This window comes from Actinomadura pelletieri DSM 43383, from assembly GCF_003634705.1.
GTDB classification, from domain to species: domain Bacteria; phylum Actinomycetota; class Actinomycetes; order Streptosporangiales; family Streptosporangiaceae; genus Spirillospora; species Spirillospora pelletieri.
In genome coordinates this window covers 754,515-769,649 of sequence record NZ_RBWU01000005.1, presented here as the reverse complement: position 1 = coordinate 769,649, position 15,135 = coordinate 754,515, and the positions used below count along the sequence as shown (strand labels likewise).

Annotated in this window: 13 protein-coding genes and 1 rRNA gene; 8 read left to right on the top strand and 6 right to left on the bottom strand. The window is 72.7% G+C overall.

All coding sequences use genetic code 11. From position 1 onward, the window contains the following. Positions 1–71: ribosomal RNA gene (gene rrf, locus BZB76_RS36840) — 5S ribosomal RNA — on the top strand; the annotation flags it as partial. 161 nt (positions 72–232) lie between these two features. Next, the gene (locus tag BZB76_RS25230) at positions 233–769 is read left to right on the top strand and encodes a dihydrofolate reductase family protein (RefSeq protein ID WP_121436838.1); all 537 of its coding nucleotides are present in this window, start codon (positions 233–235) and stop codon (positions 767–769) included. A 103-nt stretch (positions 770–872) separates the two neighbouring features. On the opposite strand, the gene BZB76_RS25225 is transcribed toward BZB76_RS25230, so the two are convergent. From BZB76_RS25225 to BZB76_RS36455, 4 genes are all read right to left on the bottom strand, one after another. Further along, positions 873–2,525: a DNA repair helicase XPB gene (locus BZB76_RS25225; RefSeq protein WP_121436837.1), complete on the bottom strand. Its 1,653-nt coding sequence runs from the start codon at positions 2,523–2,525 to the stop codon at positions 873–875. Between the two features lie 126 nt (positions 2,526–2,651). After that, on the bottom strand, positions 2,652–3,131 hold the full coding sequence (locus BZB76_RS34935) for a hypothetical protein (protein WP_170180736.1): 480 nt from the start codon (positions 3,129–3,131) through the stop codon (positions 2,652–2,654). An 88-nt stretch (positions 3,132–3,219) separates the two neighbouring features. Beyond that, entirely contained in the window at positions 3,220–5,610 is a 2,391-nt protein-coding gene (locus tag BZB76_RS25215) for a helicase-associated domain-containing protein (RefSeq protein WP_121436836.1), read from the bottom strand. 41 nt (positions 5,611–5,651) lie between these two features. Further along, entirely contained in the window at positions 5,652–6,263 is a 612-nt protein-coding gene (locus tag BZB76_RS36455) for a TetR/AcrR family transcriptional regulator (RefSeq protein WP_281273907.1), read from the bottom strand. A gap of 334 nt (positions 6,264–6,597) precedes the next feature. On the opposite strand from BZB76_RS36455, the gene BZB76_RS25205 reads away from it, so the two are divergent. The 3 genes from BZB76_RS25205 to BZB76_RS36450 all read left to right on the top strand — a co-directional run bounded on the left by BZB76_RS25205 (position 6,598) and on the right by BZB76_RS36450 (position 8,519). Next, positions 6,598–7,080, top strand: a complete 483-nt coding sequence (locus BZB76_RS25205; protein WP_246007185.1) for a GNAT family N-acetyltransferase — start codon at positions 6,598–6,600, stop codon at positions 7,078–7,080. A 260-nt stretch (positions 7,081–7,340) separates the two neighbouring features. Continuing rightward, positions 7,341–7,961: an HAD family hydrolase gene (locus tag BZB76_RS25200; protein ID WP_246007184.1), complete on the top strand. Its 621-nt coding sequence runs from the start codon at positions 7,341–7,343 to the stop codon at positions 7,959–7,961. Positions 7,962–8,120: 159 nt separating this feature from the next. After that, complete coding sequence (locus tag BZB76_RS36450) at positions 8,121–8,519, top strand: cold-shock protein (protein WP_117399806.1); 399 nt, start codon at positions 8,121–8,123, stop codon at positions 8,517–8,519. 64 nt (positions 8,520–8,583) lie between these two features. Here BZB76_RS36450 and BZB76_RS25190 read toward each other — a convergent pair whose 3' ends face one another. Next, positions 8,584–10,029: an MFS transporter gene (locus tag BZB76_RS25190; RefSeq protein WP_246007183.1), complete on the bottom strand. Its 1,446-nt coding sequence runs from the start codon at positions 10,027–10,029 to the stop codon at positions 8,584–8,586. A gap of 170 nt (positions 10,030–10,199) precedes the next feature. On the opposite strand from BZB76_RS25190, the gene BZB76_RS25185 reads away from it, so the two are divergent. After that, positions 10,200–11,066 (top strand): DUF3027 domain-containing protein, encoded by an 867-nt coding sequence (locus BZB76_RS25185; protein ID WP_121436832.1) that lies wholly within the window; start codon positions 10,200–10,202, stop codon positions 11,064–11,066. 74 nt (positions 11,067–11,140) lie between these two features. Continuing rightward, on the top strand, positions 11,141–14,113 hold the full coding sequence (locus BZB76_RS25180; RefSeq protein WP_121436831.1) for a sacsin N-terminal ATP-binding-like domain-containing protein: 2,973 nt from the start codon (positions 11,141–11,143) through the stop codon (positions 14,111–14,113). Here BZB76_RS25180 and BZB76_RS25175 read toward each other — a convergent pair. Then, entirely contained in the window at positions 14,110–14,370 is a 261-nt protein-coding gene (locus BZB76_RS25175) for a DUF2530 domain-containing protein (protein ID WP_121436830.1), read from the bottom strand. The genes BZB76_RS25180 and BZB76_RS25175 overlap by 4 nt on opposite strands. A gap of 140 nt (positions 14,371–14,510) precedes the next feature. Between BZB76_RS25175 and BZB76_RS25170 the strand changes: the two genes are divergently transcribed. Next, positions 14,511–15,062: a MarR family transcriptional regulator gene (locus BZB76_RS25170; RefSeq protein WP_121436829.1), complete on the top strand. Its 552-nt coding sequence runs from the start codon at positions 14,511–14,513 to the stop codon at positions 15,060–15,062. Positions 15,063–15,135: the final 73 nt, after the last annotated feature.

Sequence of the window (15,135 nt, the reverse complement as noted above, 5' to 3'; positions counted from 1 at the left end):
CGGAAGTTAAGCTCTTCAGCGCCGATGGTACTGCATGGGAGACTGTGTGGGAGAGTAGGACACCGCCGGACATTTTTTGTAGGAAAGGGCCCCGCCGTTCGGCGGGGCCCTTTCTCATTTCGGGGCTCATGTGTCCGTGTTTGTTGTCGGTTGCTTGGCGGGTGCGAGGGGGATGGTTCCACCGCTGGCACTAGGGTTCGGTCTCTGGCTTCCGACAGTGGGGAGATCACGCATGGGTGACGTGGGCACCGGCAAAGTGGTGGTGAACAGGGCGATGTCGCTGGACGGTTTCATCGCCGGCCGCGACCACGCCATGGACTGGATCTTCGACTACATGACCTCGGACACGGTCCCGGAGGTCATGGAGGCCACGGGCGCGATGCTCATCGGCCGAGGCACGTACGAGGTCGGCAAGCGCATGTCCAAGCAGGGCCCCGAGTACGAGGGTGGCGCACAGTTCGTCCTCACCCACGAGCCCCCCGCCGAGCCGGACCCTGCCGTCACCTTCCTCACCTGCGGGCTCGAGGAGGCCGTTGCCACCGCACGCGACGCCGCAGGCGGCAAGAGCCTGGAGATCCTCGGCGCCGACTTGGCCGCGCAGTGCCTGACCCGCGGGCTCGTCGACGAGATCCTGGTGTACGTCCTTCCGGTGCTTCTCGGCGATGGCGTCCGCTTCTCGCCTCCGAGCCTCGAACGGATCGACCTGGAACCGTTCGGCAACACCCAACTGGGCGCCGTCACGATGCTCCGCTTCCGCGTGCGGAAGTAGGCGCACCCGCTGATCGCCGACGCGGACGGTGTCGGCATCGACGATGCGGTGCGCGTAGGCCGTAGCTCTGTTCGAGGAGCGACCTGGAACCCTGGGCGGCTCGTTAGACGTCGTCGCCTGCCAGGACGGTGTCGGCGTCCACGATGCGGTACGCGTAGCCCTGCTCGGCGAGGAAGCGTTGGCGGTGGGCGGCGTAGTCCTGGTCGAGGGTGTCGCGGGCGACGACGGCGTAGAAGCGGGCACCGGCGCCGGAGGCCTTGGGGCGGAGGAGGCGGCCGAGGCGTTGGGCCTCCTCCTGGCGTGAACCGTAGGCGCCGGACACCTGGACGGCGACGGACGCCTCCGGAAGGTCGATGGAGAAGTTCGCGACCTTCGACACCACCAGGACGTTGATCTCGCCCGAGCGGAACGCGTCGAAGAGTCGTTCGCGTTCGCGGATGCGGGTCTCTCCCTTGATGACGGGAGCGTCCAGGAGGGCGCCGAGTTCGTCGAGCTGGTCGATGTACTGACCGATGACCAGGGTCTGTTCGCCCTTGTGCCGGTCGACGAGGGCCTGGATGAGTTTGGTCTTGGTGGCGGTGGTGGCGCAGAAGCGGTACCGCTCCTCGGGTTCGGCGGTGGCGTAGGCGAGGCGTTCGGAGTCGGTGAGGGTGACGCGGACCTCGACGCAGTCGGCGGGGGCGATCCAGCCCTGGGACTCCATGTCCTTCCACGGCGCGTCGTAGCGTTTCGGGCCGATGAGGGAGAACACGTCGCCTTCGCGGCCGTCCTCCCGGACGAGGGTCGCGGTGAGGCCGAGCCGGCGGCGGGCCTGGAGGTCGGCGGTCATGCGGAAGATCGGTGCGGGCAGCAGGTGAACCTCGTCGTAGACGACGAGGCCCCAGTCGCGGGCGTCGAAGAGCTCGAGGTGCGTGTAGGCGCCCTTCCGGCGCGTCGTCATGATCTGGTAGGTGGCGATCGTGACGGGACGGATCTCCTTCTTCGTGCCCGTGTACTCGCCGATCTCGTCCTCGGTGAGGGACGTGCGGCGGAGCAGTTCCTGCTTCCACTGGTGCGCCGAAACGGTGTTGGTGACGAGGATCAGCGTGGTCGCCTCGGCGCGGGCCATGGCGGCGGCGCCGACGATGGTCTTGCCCGCGCCGCACGGCAGGACGACGACGCCGGAGCCGCCGTGCCAGAACGTCTCGGCGGCGTCGCGCTGGTAGGAGCGCAGGTGCCAGCCGTCCTCGACGAGGGAGATCGGGTGGGCCTCGCCGTCCACGTACCCGGCGAGGTCCTCGGCGGGCCAGCCGAGTTTCAGCAGGGCCTGTTTGAGCGCGCCGCGTTCGCTCGGATGGACGGCGACGGCGTCCTCCCCGATCCGCTCACCGATCATGCCCTTGATCTTCTTCGCGCGGAGGACCTCCTCCAGCACGGACCGGTCGGAGGAGGCGAGGACCAGGCCGTGCGCGGGGTCCTTCTCCAGCCGCAGCCGCCCGTACCTGGCCATCGTGTCGGCGACGTCCACGAGCAGCGCGTGCGGGACCGGGTACCGGGAGAACCTGATCAGCGTGTCGACGACCTGTTCGGCGTCGTGGCCGGCGGCGCGGGCGTTCCACAGCGCGAGCGGTGTCACCCGGTAGGTGTGGACGTGTTCGGGTGCCCGTTCGAGCTCCGCGAACGGCGCGATCTCCTTGCGGCAGGCGTCGGCCAGGTCGTGGTCGACCTCCAGCAGCAGCGTCTTGTCGGACTGGACGATGAGCGGACCGTCGGTCAAAGCGAAAGCCCCCGTCGGGATGGGATGTTCGAGGCAGCGCGCTCGTGCACGTTACCCGAGGTGCCGGCGCGAGAGTTCAACGTCCGCCGCCGCGCGGTTTATTGCGCCGGGCCGGACTCCGCCGGGTCAGACTCCGCCGGACGAGCCGTAGTCCGGCTCGGCGGTGTCCAGGATCGCGAAGATCACGATCACGGTGATCGCGATCACGATGGAGGCGGCGAAGATGGCCCAGCTCCAGAAGGTGAGGTTGCGGGCGGAGCGCGGGTCGGTGTGGATGCGGCCGAGGGCCATCCCGGCCGTGACGATGCCGGGGATGGCGAAGATGTTGCAGCACATCGACAGGGCGATGGCGTTGCAGACGAGGGCGGCGATGGCGGAGCCGTTGCTCGCCGAGCCCTGCGGCACGCCGGGAGGGCCGTAGCCGTGCGGGTTCCAGCCGCCCCCGTACGCGCCGCCTCCGTACGCGCCGCCCCCGTACGCGCCGCCTCCGTACGCGCCGCCCCCGTACGCGCCGCCTCCGTACGCGCCGCCCGGGTCCCAGCCCTGGGATCCGCCGCCGTACGGGTCTTCCCAGCCCGACGGCGGAGCACCTCCGTATCCGCTCATCGGGAGCCTCCTCACGCTGTTCGCCGGACACGCTACCGGTCCGATGGCTCTCGCTTTGACCGTATTTACGGTTCGTCGGTTCCCGGGGTCAGGATGTGCTGTCGTCGGTCAGTTCCGACACTCCGGTGATGCGGTGCAGCGCGAAGCGGTGCACGGCGGCGCGGGTGGCGTCGTAGCCGGTGAGGAAGCCGCCTTCGACGCGGACGGGTTCGACGATGCGGCTGGACGCCTGGCCCTGCTGGTCGAGGTAGCCGATCCAGACGCGTCCGCCACGGTCGGCGGCGCTGCGGAGCCGGTCGATGGTGGCCATCGCGGGGGAGCGGGGCGGTTCGCCGGGCGGGGCGTCCGCCCGTAGCCGGGCCTGCTCGGCGCCGAGCCTGGCCGCCTCGTCCCCGGCGCGCACGGCCCGGACCGCGGCGTCGATCATGGAGGCGTCGGTGCGTTCCGCGGGCCGCAGCCGGACGATCTCGGCGGTCGGCGGCGGCTCGGCGCGCTGGGCGTCCGGGCGGGTCACGATCACGCCGCCGCCGGGGGACTCGGCGACCGGTGCGAGACCCATGGCGCGCAGGCCGTCGAGGAGGTCGGCGCGCTGCAACGCGGACGCCAGGACGGTCGGGGCGAGGCGGTGCAGCCGGAGCGCGTCGGAGCGGCGGTCGGCGAGGATCTCGTCGAGGGTGCTGGACGAGTCGGTCCGGACGTAGGAGGCGAGGGCGCCGACGCGCAGCTGCCCGTGGCGGCGGGCGACGTCGTCGATCAGGTAGGTGAGCGGCTGCGGCAGCGGGGTCGCCGAATGCCGGGTCAGCAGGCCGGTGAGGTCGGCGGCGGTGCGGCCCGCGTCCAGGGCGCGGCGGATCGACTCGGGGGTGAAACGGTAGACGGTGGCGCCGCCGGTGGACTCGACGTCCGCGGCGAGCGCGATCTCCCGGGCGAGTTCCGGAACGAGCGGGCCGGGCGCGACCGCCGTCAGGTCGGCCTGGATGAGGATCTCCTCGACCGGGGCGGGCAGGTGCTTCTCCAGCGTCGGTTCGGGGTCGGCGCCGTTGAGCAGGTCGCGGGCGAACGGGGCCAGTTCGCCGAAGCCGGTGAAGCCGAGCGCGGCGGCCTCCCGCAGCGTCCAGCCGACGAGCCGGTCGCGGTTGGGGCCGCCGCGGCGGGGCCGCAGCCACGCGATGCGGGCACGGAGCGCTTCCTCGGTGACGGCGCCGCGGCCCGCGTCGGCGAGAACGTCCAGCGTCGCCCGCCGGGTGGTCGAGGCGCCGCCGCGGACCATCGCCTCGCTGAGCGCGTTGATGAGCCGGTCGCGGTCGTCGCGTTCCCCAGCGAGGCCCGCGGCCCGGCCGGACTTCAGCCAGCCGTGGGCCAGTTCCGTCCAGCGGCCCGCGGCGTCGCGCATCAGCCACAGGTCGTAGGCGGGGGTCGGCAGCCATTCGCCGTCGAGGTCGCCGGTGCGGGTCAGCAGCCCGGCCGCGTAGGCGACCTCCGTCAGCAGCGCCGCCTTCCACTCGGGGACGTCCAGCAGCGTGGCGGCGGCGCGCAGGTCGCGGACGGCGAGGCCGCCGCTGCGCAGCACCGGGGGCGGGTCGAGGCCCCAGCGTTCCAGCAGCTCCTCGATGAGCCGGACGGCGTTGAACGCCTCGCCCGCCGCGGCCCGGATCACCACGTCCGCGGAACGCGGTTCGCGCTGGGCGGGGGTGAGCGGCGGTGGGTCGGCCGGGACGTCCCGGAACAGCCGTCCGCCGCGCAGATGCAGCGCCACCTCGCGGGGCAGAGTGACGGTCCGGTCGTCCTCGGCGGCGAGGAGACCGCGGGCGAGGAGCCGTTCGATGGGGGTGGCGGCGGTGTCGATCCGGACGGGACGGCGGGCGTCGGAGACACGTCCGACCGGCGGGCCCCAGATCAGGTGGTCGAGGGCGGTCCGCGCCTCCGGACCGGCGTCGTCGATCAGCGGCGCCGGGTCGCCCAGCAGTTCGGTGAGCCGCTGGAGCAGGCGTCCCGAGTCGGCGAACCCGCGCGGCGCCTCGCCGTCGAGGTCGGTGACGAGGTCGGTGAGCCGTTCGCGGGAGTATCCGGCGAACACCTCCCGGACGGGCGGGCCGAGCCCCGCCGGATGGGGCAGCGACTGCCGGACGCCGGGCGCCACGGCCGGTGCCCCGTCGCCCCAGACGAGCCCGTACCGGCGGAGCGTTCCGAGCGCGTCCTCGACGCGTTTCGGAGGCGCGTCCATTGCCGCGGCGAGCGACTCCGTGCCGGTCTGGTCGGGCTCGGTGGGCGCGGGCAGGACGAGCAGCGCCTCCAGGACGGCGAGGGTGAACCGGTCGAGGCGGTCGAGGGCGCGGGACACGGCGGCGGGCGTCGTGGCGCGGGCGGCGAGCGCGGTCAGGTCGGCGGGAACGGGCGCGAGGAGTTCCGGACGCGCGGCCAGCAGCGCGCGAAGCCCGTCGTCGTCTCGCGCGCGCAGCCAGTCCGCATACGTTTCCATGCCGTTCCTCAACCTTAGGTGGCGTCCATGACGAACGCGGGTCAGGGTGCCGGTGCGCGTTCCATGCGCATCAGCCCGAGACCGAGCCGCGCCCAGCCTTCCACGAAGCGTTTCTCGTCGATGCGGGCCGGCGGTTCGTACATCGACTCGTTCGCCAGCCAGTAGTTCACCACCGCGCCGCCGAGGACAGCCGCGATCGCGGGCCAGTCCTCATCGGTGCCCTCGAACTCGGGCTGTGCCGCCAGCCAGGTGGAGATCCCCTCGTAGAGGGGGTTGACGATGCCCTCGCGCATCTCGGTGACCAGGTGGGGGAACTGGTCGAGGTCGCGGAACAGCACCCGGATGAGGTCCTGTTCCGCGCGCATCTTCGCCAGGCCCGCCTCGCAGGTCGCCCGCAGGCGGATCTCCAGCGAACGGTCCCCGTGGACGGGCGCCTGGTCGAGGACGTCGCTGATCTGCCGGCGGGTCAGATCGATGTGCTCGCGGACGGCGGAGGCGAGGACCTCCTCCTTGGACCGGAAATGCCGGTACAGGCCGCCCGCGCCCGGGGACAGCCCGGCGGCCGCCTCGATCTCCGCCACCGACGTCGCCGCGTAGCCGCGCTCGGCGAACAGCCGGAGCGACTCGGCGACGATCCGCTCGCGCGTGGACATCGGCATCTGCTCCTAACCTCCATGGCCCCGCTCCTCCAGGGACCCCGCTCCTCCGGGGCCCCGGCCCCGCCATGGGCCCGCCGCCCGGTTTCGACGCACGAAGTGAGGCGCCGGTGCCCGTTCGGCGGGGCACCGCGCCGCCTGAGCCTACCGCCGCACCTACCAGGGACTGCGGTCCGTCGTGCGGTGTCCGACTGGCCGCATGTCAGGGGCCGTCGGTGAGGGGACCGTGGCTTCTTCACCGTGTGTTACGCCTCTCTTCACTCCCGGGTGCGGATAGAGTTTCGGTGCCCGCGCCCCGTCGCCGAAAGGGGCGTCGTCGGAAAGGTCGGCGATGTTCGAGTCTCCGCGGAAGGCGACCGACGGGACGTTCCTGCCCGAAGACTTCGTGGTGCCCACGCTGGTGGCCGGTTCCCGGTTCCAGATCCGTCCGATCACCGTGCACGACGTGGTCAAGGACTATGGCGCCGTGATCGGCAGCCTGGACCGCCTCGCCGGACGGTTCGGGCCCGAGTGGGGCTGGCCGGACCGCGAGTTCACCTTCGAGCAGGCCCTCATCGACGTCGCGTGGCTGCAGAAGGAGGGCCAGCTGCGGCGTTCGTTCAGCTATGTCGTGATCACCCCGGACGGGGAGCGGCAGCTCGGCCGCATCCATGTCGCGCCGTCCGACGACCCCGCCGTGGACGCCGTCGTGGTGTTCTGGGTCCGGGCCGACGAGGAGAACTCCGCCCTGGACAAGGAGCTGGAGGAGTTCGTCCGCGAGTGGGTCACGACGGCCTGGCCGTTCGACAGCGTCCGCTTCCCCGGCCGGGACTAGTTCGTACCGGACGCGCCTTTTGCTCCGGGTGGCGTGTTCAAGTACTGCGTTTTCCCTGGTCAGGTGGTTCGTGGCCGGGGGGTCGGGTATAGGGAGGTCACGGGCGGCCGATCCAGGTGCACCGGGCACGCCAGATCCGGTCACGGCGGAACGGTCCCCGCGAGATAAGCCCGCGCTCTCCTACTCGGATCCCGTCGCATCGCCACTACCAGGGGAGCGCGGGTACTCGCGTGCGTGCGCGTCCTCCTACCCTGTGGGACGTGCGCGATCTCGCTTTCGAAGCCGTGGGTTTCGACCTCGACCTGACGTTGGCCGACACACGGGCCGGAATCGGCGCCGTGTACGCCGCCCTCGCCGCGGAGACCGGCGTGCCCATCGACACCGACCTCGTCGTGCGGCGCATCGGGCCTCCGCTGGAGGTGGAGCTGGCGTACTGGTTCCCCGCGGCGGACGTGCCCGCGATGGCCGCCCGCTACCGGGCGATCTACGCCGACATCGCGGTCCCGGCGACCGTGCTGATGCCGGGCGCCGCGGCGGCGCTGGACGCGGTGCGGCGCGGCGGCGGGCGCGTGGTCGTCGTGTCGGGCAAGAACCAGGCCGACACCGAACGGACCGTGCGGTTCCTCGGCCTTGAGGTGGACGTCGTCGTCGGGGGCCTGTTCGGCACGGACAAGGGCGCCGCACTGCGCGAGCACGCCGCGGGCGCCTACATCGGCGACCACACCGGCGACGTGGACGCGGCCCGCGCGGCGTCCGCGGTCGCCGTGGCGGTCGCGACGGGCGCGTACGACTCGGCGGCGCTCTCGGCGTACGGCGCGGATGTCGTTCTGCCGGATCTGTTGGCCTTTCCCGAATGGCTCGGCGGGTTCCGGGCGTCCTGAGCTGCGTTGCGATATTCGGATGCCGTTGTCTGACGTCCGGGATAGCTTCTGAACGTCTACCCCGTGGGCGTCGCGAAGTGTGCCCGGTGTGTACATGGGCCCGGGGCGAGGCACTAATCTTGAGGTCGATTTCAGGACGATTACCGAACGAGGTTTCCCGTGCCGACTGGCAAGGTCAAGTGGTACGACTCCGACAAGGGGTTCGGCTTCCTCACGCGCGATGACGGCGGTGAGGTCTTCGTGCACTCATCGGCGTTGCCGGGCGGGGTCACGTCGCTCAGGCCGGGCCAGCGCATCGAGTTCGGCGTGGTCGAGGGACGCCGCGGTCAGCAGGCCCTCCAGGTGCGGGTGCTGGAGACGCTGCCGTCGGTGGAGAAGACCATGGCCAAGCAGCGGCGCAAGAAGCCCGACGAGATGGTCGTCATCACCGAGGATCTGATCAAGCTGCTGGACGGCATCTCCAACACCTACCGGCGCGGCAAGCACCCGGCCCCGGCGGAGGCGAAGAAGATCGCCACCGTGCTGCGGGCGGTCGCCGACGACCTCGCCGCGTCCTGAGAACGGCCCTGTCCGGGGCGTCTGATTCGGGTGGCCTCCGATCCAGGTGGATCTGTCCGCACGTTCAGGGGTGCATCTCGGGATGCGCGTCCTTGATCGTGGGCGGGGTCCGGTGCGCGCGGCGGCGGGTCACGGCCTGCCGCCGCAGCAGCAGCGCCAGCGACACCGCGAGCGCCGCGGACACGACCGCCAGGGCGACCCGTCCGTCCGCGACGATCGACATGCCGAGGCCGAGCAGCCCGCCGACGACCCAGACGAGCTGGTGCAGGGTCTCCGAGACCGCGAACGTCGACGAGCGCATCTCCTCGCCGATCTCGCGCTGCACCACCGCGTCCATGGACAGCTTCCCGAGGACCTGACCGAGCCCCGCCGCGGCCGCCACCGCCAGCGCCGCCCACAGGCCGAAGAACGCGGCGCCGACGGCGCAGACCGCGGTCACGGACGCCAGCGTCGCCGAGACGATCAGCCGGGGCGCGCGGGCCTTCATCCACGCGCCGAGCGTCGTGCCGATGAGGCCGCCCGCTCCGGCCGCCGCCACGAGCATGCCGAGCGCGACGTTGTTGGACACCGGGTCGAACCGTTCCTGGCGCAGCAGGAACGCCAGATAGATGATCAGGAAGCCGGAGAGTATGCGCAGGACGGCGTTCGCCTGCATCGCCTCGGCCACGACCGGGCCGACACGCGGCAGCGTCCGCCACCGCCGCCCCTGTGGCGCGCCCTGTTCCGCGGGACCCGCGTCCGAGCCGTCCGCCTCCGGTGTCGCGGCCGGTTCGCTCGTCGGGGCGAGGTCGGCCTCGGGAACGTCCACATGTCGTGGCAGCCGCATGGTGAACACGACGCCCAGCAGGAACACGACCGTGCCGATGCGCAGCACCCAGTCCGCGCCGATGAGCAACGCGAGACCGCCGCCGATCGGCGCGGTGACCGACGCGGCGATCAACCCCGCGAACGCCGACCGCGCGTTCGCCGTCACCAGCGTGATCTCGTCCGGCAGGACGCGCGGGGTCACCGCCGCGCGCAGCACCCCGTACGCCTTGGACAGCACGAGCACGCCGAACGCGGCGGGCAGGAAGGTGACCTGGTCGCCATGCGGCAGGGCGCTCGCCATCGCCCAGCACAGCAGCGCGCGGAGCACGAACGTGCTGGCGATCGCGTACCGGCGGACATGCCGCGCTCGGTCGAGCGCCGGGCCGATCAGCGGGGCGACCAGTGCGAACGGCGCCATCGTGACGACGAGATAGAGGGCGACCTGGCCGCGCGCCTGGTTGACGTCCAGGCCGAAGAACAGCGTTCCGGCGAGCGCGACGGTGACCAGCGCGTCGCCCGCGGAGTTGATCGCGGACGCCTCGATCAGGTTGCCGAGGCCGCTGCGTCCCGCGCCCTGGGCGTGCGTGACGCGGCGGGTGAGCCGTCCCGTGCTCGCCATGGCCGCACGGGTGCCGCGCGCCGCCCGCGCCGCACCTGTGGCACCGGCGCGTACGGACCGCCCGAACAATGTCCGGTCACCCATGCGCCTGATCTCTCCCCGCGGTGTGCTGGTTCCACCGGCGCCCCGGCCTTTGATTGAGAGTACGTTCCCTGCTGGGGGACCTGCTCACCCTTGGGGCGTCAGTGGTCGTTTTCCCTGGGAAGGGCCGTTGAAGTGCCCGGCCACGTCGTTTCATGGGTGAGAATTGACACGTGAGCCCACTGCCTCAGTCGTCCCGTCCGGCCCGCCGGACCCGCACGCCCGTCGTCGACACCGCCTGCGCCGAGGCCGTCGCCCTCGCCCGCGAGGCCGCGGAGGAGACCGCCCGGCCCGGTCAGGTCGGCGAGCATCTCGGCCTGCGCGCCGAGGGCGACCGTGTGGTCACGCACTACTTCGAGTGCCTCGACCCCGCCTACGAGGGGTGGCGCTGGGCGGCCACGGTGACGCGGGCGTCCCGCGCCAAGGTCGTCACCGTCAGCGAATGCGTCCTGCTGCCCGGCGAGAACGCGCTGCTCGCGCCGCCGTGGGTGCCGTGGCTGGAACGGCTGCGGCCCGGCGACCTCGGCCCCGGCGACCTGCTGCCGACCGCGCCCGACGACGTCCGGCTCGCGCCCGGCTACGCGCAGGTGGACGACTCCGCCGACCGCCAGGCGCAGTGGGAGCTCGGGCTCGGCCGCGTCCGCGTCCTGTCCCGGGAGGGGCGGGACGAGGCCGCCGCGCGCTGGTACGACGGGGTCGCCGGGCCCCGCGCGCCGATCGCCGCGTCCGCTCCGGCGCAGTGCTCCACCTGCGGGTTCTACCTGGCGCTCGCGGGTGAGCTGCGGCAGGTGTTCGGGGTGTGCGCGAACGAGTACGCGCCCGACGACGGGCGGGTGGTCTCCGCCGACCACGGCTGCGGCGCCCATTCCGAGGCGGTCTCGATCCCGGCCCTGTCGGAGCACAGCCCGCCGGTCGTCGACGAGCTGGGCTACGAGGTGCTGCCGTCGCTCACGGCGGAGGCCGTCAGTCCGGACGAGCGGGCCGTGTCCGTGGACGAGAACGCCGCGTCCCTGGACGACGAGGCCCTCGGCCACAGCTGACGATGCCTGATCTCGGGACAGGGCCTGATCTCGGGGCAGGGCCGGATCTCGGGACGCGCGCCCTGCGTGAGCGCGTGCTGCGCGCCTGGAGCGAGTCCCCGGCCCGGTTCCGCGAGGACGCCAACGCCGAGGAGGACTACGCCCTCGGCGGCTACCGCGACCGCGTGGTGGTCGAACTGGCGCAGAACGCCGCCGACGCCGCGCTGCGCGCCGCCGTTCCCGGGCGGCTCCGCCTGACCCTCCGCACGTCTCCGCCTGAGGCGGTTCTGACGGCGGCCAATGTCGGCGCGTCCCTGGACGCGGCGGGCGTGGAGGCGCTGTCGACGCTGCGGGCGTCGGCCAAGCGGGACGACGCCGGCGCGGCGGGACGGTTCGGCGTCGGGTTCGCCGCGGTCGCCGCCGTCAGCGACCGGCCCTACATCGTCTCCGGTGGGACGGGCGTGCTGTGGTCGCGTGAGCGGGCCAGGGAACTCGTGGAGCAGATCCCGGCGCTCGCCGACGAGCTGGAGCGGCGCGGCGGGCACGTGCCGCTGCTGCGGTTGCCGTTCGCCCTGGACGAGCCGCCCGCCGAGCCGCCCGCCGAGCCGCCCGCCGAGCCGCCCGAGGTTCCGCCGGGGTTCGACACGGTGGTGCGGCTGCCGTTGCGGGACGAGGCGGTGGAACCCGTCCGGCGGCAGCTCGCGCAGGCGGGCGCGGCGCTGATGTTGGCCCTTCCGGCGCTGGAGAGCATCGAGATCGACGTGGACGGTGACGTCCGTGAGCTGACGGCCGAGCATCGTCCGTCCGGCGAGACGGTCATCGACGGGGCGGTGTGGCGAACCGTGGAGGCGCACGGGGAAACGCCCTCGGCGCTGTTGGAGGACCGTCCCGTGGAGGAGCGTGGACGTCCGTTCTGGCATGTGCGGTGGGCGCTGCCGGAGGACGGTCCGCCCGAGGGCACACCGGCCGTCCTGCACGCGCCCACGGCCAGCGACGAACGGCTGGACCTGCCCGCGCTGCTCATCGCGTCGTTTCCGCTGGCACCCGACCGGCGGCACGTCGCGGCCGGGCCGCTGACCGACTTCCTCGTCGACCGGGCCGCCGACGCCTACGTGCGGCTGCTTGAGGAGCTTCCGGTATCGCCGCGCGTGCTCGGGCTCGTGCCCGGCCCGGTCGGCGCCGGGGAACTCGACGCCCGGGTGCGGCGCGCGATCCGGGAGCGCCTCCCGGAGGCGCCCCTCCTGCCCGACCGGACACGCGGACGCGACGCGGTCGCCCTGGACGCCCCCGCCGCGTTCGTCGAGTTCCTGGGCGATGTCGTGGCCGGGCTGCTGCCGCCCGAGTGGCCCGCGCGGAGCCCGGCGCTCACCGCGCTCGGCGTCCGCCGGATCGAACTCGCCGACGTCATCGACGAGCTGGCCGCTGTGGAGCGAGAACCGGCGTGGTGGCACCGGATGTACGGGACGCTCGCCGGGGCCGCCACAGACGGTCTGGGGGCCCTTCCGGTGCCGTTGGCCGGGGCCGCCGGGCGGACGGTGCGCGGCCCGCGGGGGCTGCTGATCGCCGACGGTGTCGATCCCGCCGGTCTGGACGCGCTGGGCCTGCGGTTCGTCCATCCGGAGGCGGTGCATCCGCTGCTGACGCGGCTCGGCGCCGTCGAGGCGGGACCGCGGGCCGTCCTCGCCGACGACGCCGTGCGCGCCGCCGTCCGGGAATCGATGGAGGCCGACGACCCCGACACGGTCGCGGAGGCGGTCCTGGGGTTGGTCGCGGCCGCGCGGATCGACCCCGGTGAGGAGCCCTGGCTCGCGGAGCTGGCCCTGCCCGGCGAGGACGGGGACCTGTACCCGGCGGGCGAACTGCTCCTGCCCGACAGCCCGCTGCGGGCCCTCATGGCCGAGGACGCGCCGTTCGGGGTGGTGGACGGTGACCTGCTGCGAAAGTGGGGCGCGGACACGCTCACCGCCGTCGGTGTCCTGCACGGGTTCGCCCTCGCGACGGCCGAGGACGTGAACCTCGCCGGGCTCGCCGACGAGGCCGAACCCCTCGACCTCGACGACGAGGACCTGTGGGCCGAGGACGTGCTGCGGCGCACCGGCCCGGCCGACCTGCCGCCGCTCGTCCCGGAGTTCGTGGCCGTCCGCGACCTCGAACTCGTCGACGACTGGTCCGCGGCGCTGCGCGTTCTCGCGGAGCCGCCCTGGCGGGCCGCGATCGTCGATCCGGTTCATGTGGCGTTGCACGACGGTCGGCGAGTGACGGTCCCGTCCTACACGGCGTGGTGGCTGAGCCGGCACCGCGTCCTGGACGGACGCCGCCCCGGCGAGTACACCCTGCACGGGGACGAGGCCCTGGAAGGGCTCTACGATGTCGCGCCCGACGGTTTGGACGAGCGGTTCCTGCTCGCCTTGGGCGTGCGTACGTCCCTGGAGGATCTGCTCGACGAACCCGGAGGCGCCCAGGAGTTGCTCGACCGGCTCGGTGACCCGGAACGGCGCGTCCGCCGCGCGCGACTGGGCGGGCTCTGGACGGCCCTGGCCGACACACCGGACGCGGCCGTCGAACCACCCGACCGCGTGCGGGCGGTCGTGGACGGTGAGGTCGAGGTCGTGGACGCCGCCGACGCCCTCGTTCTGGACTCCCCGGACCTTCTCCCGCTCCTGCGGGGCCAACCGCTGGTCATCGCCGCCCAAGGACGGGACGTGCGGCTCGCCGAACTCCTCGACCTGCCCCTGGCAGGTGAGGAGGTACCGGGTGTCGTCCAGTCGGTGGGCGAGAAACGACCCGTGCCGGACGCGGTCAGGGCCGTCCTACCGGACGCCCCCGCCGACTACCTCGCCCACGATCGACTCGTCGTGGACGGCCAGGAAGTGTCGTGGTGGACCAGAGACGGCGAAGTCCACGCGAGCGGAGCCGCGGGCCTGGCCCGCGCACTGGCCTGGTTCACCGGGGAGTGGACGTCCCGGCTGATCGTCGAAGCGGTCCTGCGCGACCCCGACGCGGTGCCGGACCTCCTGGCCGAGACCGACCTGGACCCCCTCGACGACCCCCACGACGGGGAGCGCTAACCGGCGTGTTCGCGTCGTTCGGCGCGCGCGGCCTCCTGGCGGGCGCGCTGGGCCTGGAGCCTCGGGACGTACCAGACGCCGAACATGCCGCTCGCGAAACCCGTCACGCACACCCACAGCCACCAGCGGTCCTCGGCCGGCAACCCGATGATGAGCAGCACGACGAACGCCACGGCCCACGCGGCCGCGCCCGCGGCGGCGATGCGGACATCGTTGGTCTTCATGGGCGGCGGATCCGGGCGGCGCGGTCGCGTCATGCGGTCAGAGTACGCGCCGGGCACCCCGAGATCCCGTACGACCCCGTCGATGACCAGCCGGAAACGGCGACCGGGCCTTCGGTGGGCCGGATCCGCATGGCAGCATGGCAGACAGGAGACCGATGACGATGACAGCGCCAATGACAGGGCCGAAGACCGAGCCGGGGACCCAGCCGGAGACCCAGCCGGAGACCGAGCCGGAGACCCAGCCGGCGACAGAGCCGGAGATTCGAGGCAGGGGTGATTCCGGGCCCGGGTTGGCCGAGGAGCTGCGCATCTCGATCGCGCGGCTGTCGCGGCGCCTGCGCACGCTGCGTCGACAGGCGGGCGGCGACCCGCGCGCGGACGGCCCGGCGCCGCTGACGCTCACCCAGTTCGCCGCGCTCGCCGCGATCGAGCGGCACGGTTCGATGACGCCGCGGGAACTGGCCGACCACGAGAAGGTCCAGCCGCCCTCCATGACCCGCGTGATCGCGTTCCTGGAGGAGCGGGGCCTCGTCGCGCGCAGCCCCCACCCGACGGACGGCCGCCAGGTCGTGCTGAACGCGACCGAGGCGGGCGCCGAGCTGCTGGCCGACGAGCGGCGCCGCAAGGAGGCGTGGCTGGCCAGAAGGCTCACGGAGCTGACCGACGAGGAGCGGGAGATCCTCCGCCGCGCGGCGCCGATCATCGACAAGCTCAGCCGCTCCTGAGCGCTCTTGCCGGAATGCCGGAGGTCCGGATACCGTTAGCAGGGTTAATGACTTCTGCTAAGGAAAAACCCGG

Bases quoted from the DNA above. Each gene is read 5' to 3' on its own strand.
- BZB76_RS25175 (WP_121436830.1), bottom strand. From the start codon at position 14,370: ATGACGCGACCGCGCCGCCCGGATCCGCCGCCCATGAAGACCAACGAT.
- BZB76_RS34935 (WP_170180736.1), bottom strand. From the start codon at position 3,131: ATGAGCGGATACGGAGGTGCTCCGCCGTCGGGCTGGGAAGACCCGTAC.
- BZB76_RS25190 (WP_246007183.1), bottom strand. From the start codon at position 10,029: ATGGGTGACCGGACATTGTTCGGGCGGTCCGTACGCGCCGGTGCCACA.
- BZB76_RS25215 (WP_121436836.1), bottom strand. From the start codon at position 5,610: ATGGAAACGTATGCGGACTGGCTGCGCGCGCGAGACGACGACGGGCTT.
- BZB76_RS25230 (WP_121436838.1), top strand. From the start codon at position 233: ATGGGTGACGTGGGCACCGGCAAAGTGGTGGTGAACAGGGCGATGTCG.
- BZB76_RS25170 (WP_121436829.1), top strand. From the start codon at position 14,511: ATGACAGGGCCGAAGACCGAGCCGGGGACCCAGCCGGAGACCCAGCCG.
- BZB76_RS36455 (WP_281273907.1), bottom strand. From the start codon at position 6,263: ATGTCCACGCGCGAGCGGATCGTCGCCGAGTCGCTCCGGCTGTTCGCC.
- BZB76_RS25205 (WP_246007185.1), top strand. From the start codon at position 6,598: ATGTTCGAGTCTCCGCGGAAGGCGACCGACGGGACGTTCCTGCCCGAA.